Annotated in this window: 6 protein-coding genes; 4 read left to right on the top strand and 2 right to left on the bottom strand. The window is 64.1% G+C overall.

The window, feature by feature from the left end:
* Window positions 1-33 precede the first annotated feature (33 nt).
* Both soxR and FJ980_RS28460 read right to left on the bottom strand, forming a co-directional pair.
* On the bottom strand, window positions 34-477 hold the full coding sequence (gene soxR / locus FJ980_RS28465) for a redox-sensitive transcriptional activator SoxR (protein WP_140546979.1): 444 nt from the start codon (window positions 475-477) through the stop codon (window positions 34-36).
* Window positions 478-625: 148 nt separating this feature from the next.
* Window positions 626-1,084, bottom strand: a complete 459-nt coding sequence (locus FJ980_RS28460; RefSeq protein ID WP_140546978.1) for a tRNA (cytidine(34)-2'-O)-methyltransferase — start codon at window positions 1,082-1,084, stop codon at window positions 626-628.
* Window positions 1,085-1,548: 464 nt separating this feature from the next.
* Between FJ980_RS28460 and FJ980_RS28455 the strand changes: the two genes are divergently transcribed.
* The 4 genes from FJ980_RS28455 to FJ980_RS28440 all read left to right on the top strand — a co-directional run.
* On the top strand, window positions 1,549-1,965 hold the full coding sequence (locus FJ980_RS28455) for a hypothetical protein (RefSeq protein WP_246673578.1): 417 nt from the start codon (window positions 1,549-1,551) through the stop codon (window positions 1,963-1,965).
* A 26-nt stretch (window positions 1,966-1,991) separates the two neighbouring features.
* Window positions 1,992-3,872, top strand: coding sequence for an ABC transporter ATP-binding protein (locus FJ980_RS28450; RefSeq protein ID WP_140546976.1), 1,881 nt, complete (start codon window positions 1,992-1,994; stop codon window positions 3,870-3,872).
* 206 nt (window positions 3,873-4,078) lie between these two features.
* Window positions 4,079-5,971 carry an ABC transporter ATP-binding protein gene (locus tag FJ980_RS28445; protein ID WP_140546975.1) on the top strand — a complete coding sequence of 631 codons (1,893 nt, stop codon included), beginning with the start codon at window positions 4,079-4,081 and terminating at the stop codon, window positions 5,969-5,971.
* The coding region (locus tag FJ980_RS28440; RefSeq protein WP_140546974.1) for an ABC transporter ATP-binding protein at window positions 5,968-7,625 on the top strand (1,658 nt) is incomplete at its 3' end. The genes FJ980_RS28445 and FJ980_RS28440, both read left to right, overlap by 4 nt.

Genomic DNA, 7,625 nt, shown 5'->3' with positions numbered 1-7,625 from the left:
ACCTGAATCTCAATGCACCTTGGCGACAGACTGTCAGCGCACCGCCAGCCGTCTCGCCCCCGGCCCCTCCTTGGCCAGCCGATCTTCCTTGTTCCTCAGCGGGCATTTGTCGATCGACATGCAGCCGCAGCCGATGCAATCGGTCAGGCCGTCGCGCAATTTCTTGAGCTGGGCGATCTTCTGGTCGAGCTCGTCGCGCCAGGCTGTCGAAAGCAGGTTCCAGTCCTCGCGATTCGGGGTGCGCTCTTCCGGCAGCGACTGGAACGCCCGGGCGATGTCGGCAAGCGCGATGCCGACTTCCTGGGCGACGCGGATGATCGCCACGCGCCGAAGCACGTCGCGGCTGTAACGCCGCTGGTTGCCCGAGGTGCGGTGGCTGCGGATCAGGCCGCGCGCTTCGTAGAAATGCAGCGCCGATACCGCAACGCCGCTGCGAACGGCCACCTGGCCGACCGTCAATTCCCTTACCGGAGCCATCTCGATTTTTCCGCTTGACCTCAAGTTAAGTTGAGCTTGTAGCCAAGAAATGTCGATAGGGCAATTGCAGGAGAAGGCGATGTGCGCCTGGGTGAGAATGACGCCGCGAGTGGAGCCCGCGCGCGGCAATGAAGAGGGGTTCGGGGTTCTAGCCGAGCTGGCGCAGCGCTTCGCCCGCGACCGTGGCGACGGACAGCGCGACATTGATGCTGCGCGCGCCGGGCCGCATCGGAATGGTCAGTCGCGCGTCGGCCGCCTGGTGGACCTGATCCGGCACGCCGGCGGATTCGCGGCCGAACAGAAGGATGTCGCCGGCAGCGAAAGCAAAGTCGGTGTAGGCGGCCGTGGTCTTGGTGGTGAGCAGCACGAGGCGGCGCGCGCCGGTCTTTCGCCACTCCTCGAAGGCGTGCCAGTCGGCATGGCGGGAAAGCGCCGCCATTTCGAGGTAGTCCATGCCGGCGCGTTTCAGCGCCCGGTCGGACAGCGGGAAACCGGCCGGCTCGATGATTTCGACACCGATACCGAGGCAGGCGGCGAAGCGCAGGATCGTCCCGGTGTTGCCGGCAATATCCGGCTGGTAGAGCGCGATGCGGAGACGATCGTTCATTTTCGCATCCTGCTAATAAGTGGCAGATCGGCCACAGGCATCTCCCGCTTTCGGCGATTTCTGGACTGGCGGGTGGCCATTTTCTGCGAAGTCGAGTATATGCTGACCATCGTCAACCCGAACCGAAGGAGGGGAACCACATGATGACCATGCACTTCCAGCTCCTCTCCGGGGCACCCCTATGCCCACCGGCGGTTTCGGTACGACGATTCTTCTGACACTTTAAGTCCTCATCGCACCGATTCCCGCCGACCCCTGTTTTCGGCCTTCGAAGGAATCTTGCGATGTTTTTCAAACTGCCAAAGGGGCGCCGTGCCCCAGCTGAGCGTGTCGGGACCGATGCTAGTCGTGTCAGGACCGACGCTTGTCGTGTCCTGGCCGATTCGATCCGCGCCTTCGGCCGAATGCCGATGGTCGAGGACGCATCACCCTTTTTAACGCATTTGCATATGGAGGACGGATCAATGTTCGATCCCTACAGGATACCGGGGTCAAGAAGCCTGCATGAACGCAAGGCGGCGACCTGGGCGCTGCTGATCGGCGAGACCTATTCGTCGGCGGTGCATGCCGAGGAACGGCGCAGGCCGCATCGCGGCATGCTGCCGGACGTCGATTTCTCGCGCGCGGTGCCCGATCACAGCCGGCCCACGCTGGTGCGCCGGATCATCCGTTTGATCCGGCCGGGCGACAGGAGCCGGGCAGGTTCCGCCCTTTCGTCCGGAAGTTCCGGGCCGTCAGGGACGTCAAACGAGCCTGTCGGCGAAATGCCGGCGAAACCCTATATTGCGCGGGATAGGGCCGGCGACGCGGATGATTCCGTATCGCCGGCCCGCAATGCCGCGCGGCCGCAAAGCCTTGCCCATCAATCCCGCGCCGCGTGAGCGCATAGATAAGTCGAGTGCCTGGAATGTTCCGCTGGTTTGAAAACAGGCTCGATCCGTTTCCCGCCGCGGAGCCGGTCGAGCCGCCGAAGACGCTGGTCGCCTTCTGCGTGCATTACACGCGAGGCGCCTGGCCCTACATCATCCTCGACGCGGTGCTGGTGACGGCGATCGCCTTTACCGAAGTCTGGATGTTCGGGTTCCTCGGCCGCATCGTCGACTGGCTGTCGGCGCAAAACCGCGAAACCTTCCTGCAGACCGAGAGCTGGAAGCTCGCCGGCATGGCTTTCGTCGTGCTGTTCGCGCTGCCGGGCACGGTCTGGCTGCATTCGCTCCTCAACCAGCAGACGCTGATGGGCAATTATCCCATGCGCATCCGCTGGCAGGTGCACCGCTATCTGCTCAAGCAGTCGATGGCCTTCTATCAGGACGAGTTCGCCGGCCGCATCGCCACCAAGCTGATGCAGACCGCGCTCGCCGTGCGTGAATGCGTGATCAAGCTGATCGACGTGCTGAACTACGTCGTCGTCTACTTCCTTGGCATGCTGTTCATCGTCGGTTCGGCCGACTGGCGGCTGGCGGCGCCGCTCGCCGTATGGCTGGCCGGCTATATCGGCCTGCTGCGCTTTTTCATTCCGCGGCTCGGCAAGGTCGGCGAGGAGCAGGCCAATGCGCGTTCGACCATGACCGGCCGCGTCGTCGACAGCTACACCAACATCCAGACGGTGAAGCTGTTTTCGCATGCGCGGCGCGAGGCGACCTTCGCCAGGGAAGGCATGGCGAGCTTCCTCGACACCGTCTACCGGTCGATGCGGCTGGTGACGGTGCTCTATGGCCTGCTCTATATCCTGAATTCGCTGCTGCTGTTCTCGGTGACGGCGATCTCGCTGTGGCTTTGGCTCGGCCAGGCGGTGACGATCGGCGCGGTCGCCGTGGTCATCGGCCTTGTGCTGCGGATGTGGGGCATGTCGCAATGGATCATGTGGGAGATGTCCGGGCTGTTCGAGAATATCGGCACGGTGCAGGACGGCATCCAGTCGATCTCGCTGCCGCGTCTCGTCGAGGACCGGCCCGGCGCGAAGGACATCGCCGTCAGCCAGGGTGAAATCCGCTTTGACGACATCCGCTTCCACTACGGCAAGCAGAAGGGCGTCATCGAGAACCTGACGCTGACGGTAAAGCCCGGCGAGAAGGTCGGCATTGTCGGCCGCTCCGGCGCAGGCAAGTCGACGCTGGTCAACCTGTTGCTGCGCTTCTACGACCTGGAGAGCGGCAGGATCCTCGTCGACGGCCAGGAGATCGCCGCGGTGACGCAGGATTCGCTGCGCGCGCAGATCGGCATGGTGACGCAGGACACCTCGCTGCTGCACCGCTCGGTGAAGGAGAACATCCTCTACGGCCGGCCGCACGCGACCGACGAGATGCTCACCGAGGCGGCGCGCCGGGCGGAAGCGCTCGATTTCATCGGCGGGCTTTCGGACCACAACGGCCGCAAGGGATTCGATGCCCATGTCGGCGACCGCGGCGTCAAACTGTCCGGAGGCCAGCGGCAGCGCATTGCGATTGCCCGCGTCATGCTGAAGGACGCGCCGATCCTCATCCTCGACGAGGCGACGTCGGCGCTGGATTCGGAAGCCGAGGCGGCCATCCAGGAGAACCTCTACAAGCTGATGCAGGGCAAGACCGTCATCGCCATCGCGCACCGCCTTTCGACGATCGCGGCGATGGACCGGCTCGTCGTCATGGACAAGGGGCACATCATCGAGGAAGGCTCGCATGAGGAGCTCGTCGCCAGGGGCGGGCTCTACGCCCAGCTCTGGCAACGCCAGTCGGGCGGTTTCCTGCTCGATGACGCGCCGGCCGAGCCCGATGCCAAGTCGCTTCGATCCGAGATGGCAGCGGAGTAACGCGATCGCGATTGCAGCAACTCCGTCCGGAATTGCGCAAAACCAAGACTTGGAGCGGCCCGGCGGTTCTGTGAGCCGTCGAGCCGCTCCGGCATCAAGGTTACGGCGATTGCGGGGAATCGATCCCGGGCGTAACCACGACCTGGCCAGAGGTCTGCTGGCGACCAGATCGGTTGCCGGCGGATTTCCGGCGCGATGAGAGAAAAATGTTCGACCGCATCTTCACCTGGTTCGAAAGCCGTTATTCGCCGGTGGCGCTGGCCGACGACAGGCAGCCGCCAATGGGGCTTTGGCGGTTCTACTGGTATTTCATAAGACAGTTTCGTGCCGCCTATCGGCTGCGCATGATCATCGTTGCCGTAGCGGCGGTAGTGGACGCGATGCTGCCGATTTTCGTCGGCCTGATCGTCGGCCTGCTCTCCAGCACCAAGCCAGGCGATTTCTTCGCCGCGCACATGCCGTTGCTCGTCATGATGGCGATCGTCGTGCTGCTGCGTCCGCTGTCGATGGTTGTCGACGGCCTCATCCGCAACCACGCCATCGCGCCGAACCTCATCGACCTCATCCGCTGGCAGAGCCATTGGCACGTTGTGCGCCAGGACTGGTCGTTCTTCCAGAACGACTTCGCCGGCCGCATCGGAACCAAGGTCATGCAGAGCGGCGATTCGGTGGAGATGAGCGTCAACCTCACGGTCGATGCCGTCTGGTACGCGCTGGTCTTCGTCGCGGTCGCCATCGTCGTGCTGGCGCGGCTCGACACGCTGCTGCTGGCTGTGGTGGCGGTGTGGCTGGTATTCTACTGCCTCATCTTCCGGTCTGCGATGCCGAAGATCACCCAGCGCTCCTCCACACTGTCGGAGCGGTGGTCGCAGGTGAGCGGCCGCATGGTCGACAGCTACACCAACATCCTGACGCTAAAGACGTTCTCGACCGGCGAGCACGAAGACAAATATGTCTCGCAGGCGGTGGTCGAGCATGCCGACACGTTTTACCAGCTTATGCGCGTTTTCACGCTGATGTGGTCGGCCCTGTTCGTCCTCAACGCGGCGCTGCTCATCGCCATAAGCTGGCTGGCGCTGGCCGGCTGGAACGCCGGGACGATGACCACCGCGGCCGTGGCGACGGCGATCCCGTTCGCGCTGCAGATTGCCAACATCTCCGGCAGGATCCTCGATGTCGGCGCCAACGTCTTCCGGCAGATCGGCGTCGCCAGCAACTCGATGACGACGATCGCGCGTCCCATCACCATGCAGGACATTCCGGGGGCGCCCGCGCTTGTCGTCGACGCCGGCGGCATCGAGTTCGACCGGGTGAATTTCAACTACTGGCGCAAGGACGGCAAAGGCGGCGTCATCGACAATCTGTCGCTGAAGATAGCGCCGGGCGAGCGGGTCGGCCTGATCGGTCGCTCCGGGGCCGGCAAGTCGACGCTGGTCAATCTCGTGCTGCGGCTGTTCGACGTCCAGGACGGCAAGGTGCTGATCGACGGACAGGACATCCGCAACGTCTCGCAAGAGAGCGTTCGCGCGGCGATCGGCTTCGTCAATCAGGACACGTCGCTCTTGCATCGGTCCGTTCGCGAGAACCTCAAATATGGACGCCAGTCGGCCAGCGAAGAGGCTATGTTCAGCGCCGCCAAAGCCGCTCAGATCGACGATGTGATCGCGGCACTGACCGATCCGTATGGGCAGCGCGGCTATGAGGCGCTTGTCGGCGAACGCGGCGTGAAGCTGTCCGGCGGCCAGCGGCAACGCATCGCAATTGCTCGCGTTATGCTGAAGGACGCGCCAATCCTCATTCTCGACGAGGCCACGTCCGCGCTCGATTCGGAAGTGGAAGCCGCCATTCAGGAGAACCTCTATAAGCTCATGCAGGGCAAGACCGTCATCGCCATCGCCCACCGCCTGTCGACGATCGCGGCGATGGACAGGCTGGTGGTGATGGACAAGGGGCGCATCGTCGAGGACGGCTCGCATGAGACCTTGATTGCCAAGGGTGGGCTCTACGCCCAGCTCTGGCGGCGCCAGTCGGGCGGTTTCCTGCTCGAGGAAAAGCAGACCGCCGACGATCTGGCGACGAAAGGTGAAGCCGCGGAATGATGAAGGGCGTCTATCGCTGGTTCGAGCGCTGGGTCTATCCGTTCCGCGAGCCCGCGAATCTTCGGCCGCCCGCCGGCGTCGGCGGCTTCCTCTGGCACTATGTCGGGCAGGCCAAGCTCGCCTTCTTCGCCATGCTTATCATCGGCGGCATCGCGCCGCTGGTCGAGGCAGGCCTGTTCTATTTCGTCGGGAGGCTGGTCGATATCCTCGACCAGTTGCCCGGCGAGCGCAGCTGGCACGCGCTGTGGGCGGCCGCCGGTCCCGAGCTCCTGTTCATGGGCGGCGTGGTGCTGGTCATCCGCACTCTGGTGGTCGGCCTGTCGGCGCTGGTCGACGAGCAGACGATCACGCCCGGATTCTACAATCTGGTGCGCTGGCAGGCGCACCGGCACGTCTCGCGCCAGTCCTACGCCTTCTTCCAGAACGATTTCGCCGGCCGCATCGCGACAAAAGTCTGGCAGGCGGGGCAGGCGACCGGCGACCTGATGGAAAGCTTCATCGAGGTCGTGTGGTTCATGATCGTCTATACGGTGACGACGCTGGCGTTGGTCGCCGGTCTGGATCTGCGGCTCGCGGTGCTGGTGGTGATCTGGATCGCCGCGTTCGGCTGGCTGGCGAAACTCTATCTGCCGGCTATCCGCAAGCATGCCGAGGCGACGGCCGAGGCCGGTTCGATGATCACCGGCCGCATCGTCGATTCCTACTCGAACGTGCAGACGTTGAAGCTGTTTTCGGCCGACGGCGACGATCGCTATATCCGCAGCGGCTTCGGCATCTATCTCGACGCGCTGCGGCCGTTCACGCGCCGGCTGACCGGCGTGCGCATGGCGCTGACCATGCTCTCCGGCATCATGATCACGGCGATCGCCGCGTTCGCCATCTATCTGTGGGTCGAAGGCTCGATCACGGTCGGCGCCGTTGCCTTCACGCTGTCGCTGGTGCTCAGGCTCAACATGCTGCTTGGAAGGCTGATGATGCAGCTCAACGGCATCCTGAGGAATCTCGGCGTGCTGGAGAATTCCAAGGCGCTGATCTCGCAGCCGCTCGGCCTGACCGACGCGCCGGACGCCAAGGAGCTGGTCGTCGCCGGCGGCCGCATCGACGTCAGGAACGTCACCTTCCATTATGGCAAGGGGGCCGGCGTGCTCGACGGCATCGACCTCGTCGTGCATCCGGGCGAGAAGGTCGGGCTGGTCGGCCCGTCGGGCGCCGGCAAGACGACCTTGGCCAACCTGATCCTGCGCCTCTATGACCTGGAGGGCGGCCAGATCCTGATCGACGGCCAGGACATCGCGCATGTGACGCAGAACTCGCTACGCGGCAATATCGGCGTGGTCAGCCAGGATACCGCACTTTTCCACCGCTCGCTGCGCGACAACATCAAACTCGGCATGCCGGACGCGACCGATGCGCAGGTGATCGCCGCGGCTAGGAAAGCCGAGGCGCATGACTTCATCCTGGGTTTGCGCGACAACCGCGAGCGCTCCGGCTACGAGGCCTTTGTCGGAGAGCGCGGCGTGAAGCTGTCCGGCGGCCAGCGGCAGCGCGTCGCCATCGCGCGCGTCTTCCTCAAGGATGCGCCGATCCTGATCCTCGACGAGGCGACCTCCGCGCTCGATTCCGACATAGAAGCGGCGATCCAGGAGAACCTGAC

It is taken from the genome of Mesorhizobium sp. B1-1-5 (assembly GCF_006443065.1).
GTDB lineage: Bacteria > Pseudomonadota > Alphaproteobacteria > Rhizobiales > Rhizobiaceae > Mesorhizobium.
This window is presented reverse-complemented; position numbering and strand designations above follow the sequence as displayed.

What these genes read in the sequence shown, in the direction of transcription:
- FJ980_RS28450 (WP_140546976.1), top strand. Translation starts at nt 1,992, where the DNA reads ATGTTCCGCTGGTTTGAAAACAGGCTCGATCCGTTTCCCGCCGCGGAG.
- soxR (WP_140546979.1), bottom strand. Translation starts at nt 477, where the DNA reads ATGGCTCCGGTAAGGGAATTGACGGTCGGCCAGGTGGCCGTTCGCAGC.
- FJ980_RS28460 (WP_140546978.1), bottom strand. Translation starts at nt 1,084, where the DNA reads ATGAACGATCGTCTCCGCATCGCGCTCTACCAGCCGGATATTGCCGGC.
- FJ980_RS28445 (WP_140546975.1), top strand. Translation starts at nt 4,079, where the DNA reads ATGTTCGACCGCATCTTCACCTGGTTCGAAAGCCGTTATTCGCCGGTG.
- FJ980_RS28455 (WP_246673578.1), top strand. Translation starts at nt 1,549, where the DNA reads ATGTTCGATCCCTACAGGATACCGGGGTCAAGAAGCCTGCATGAACGC.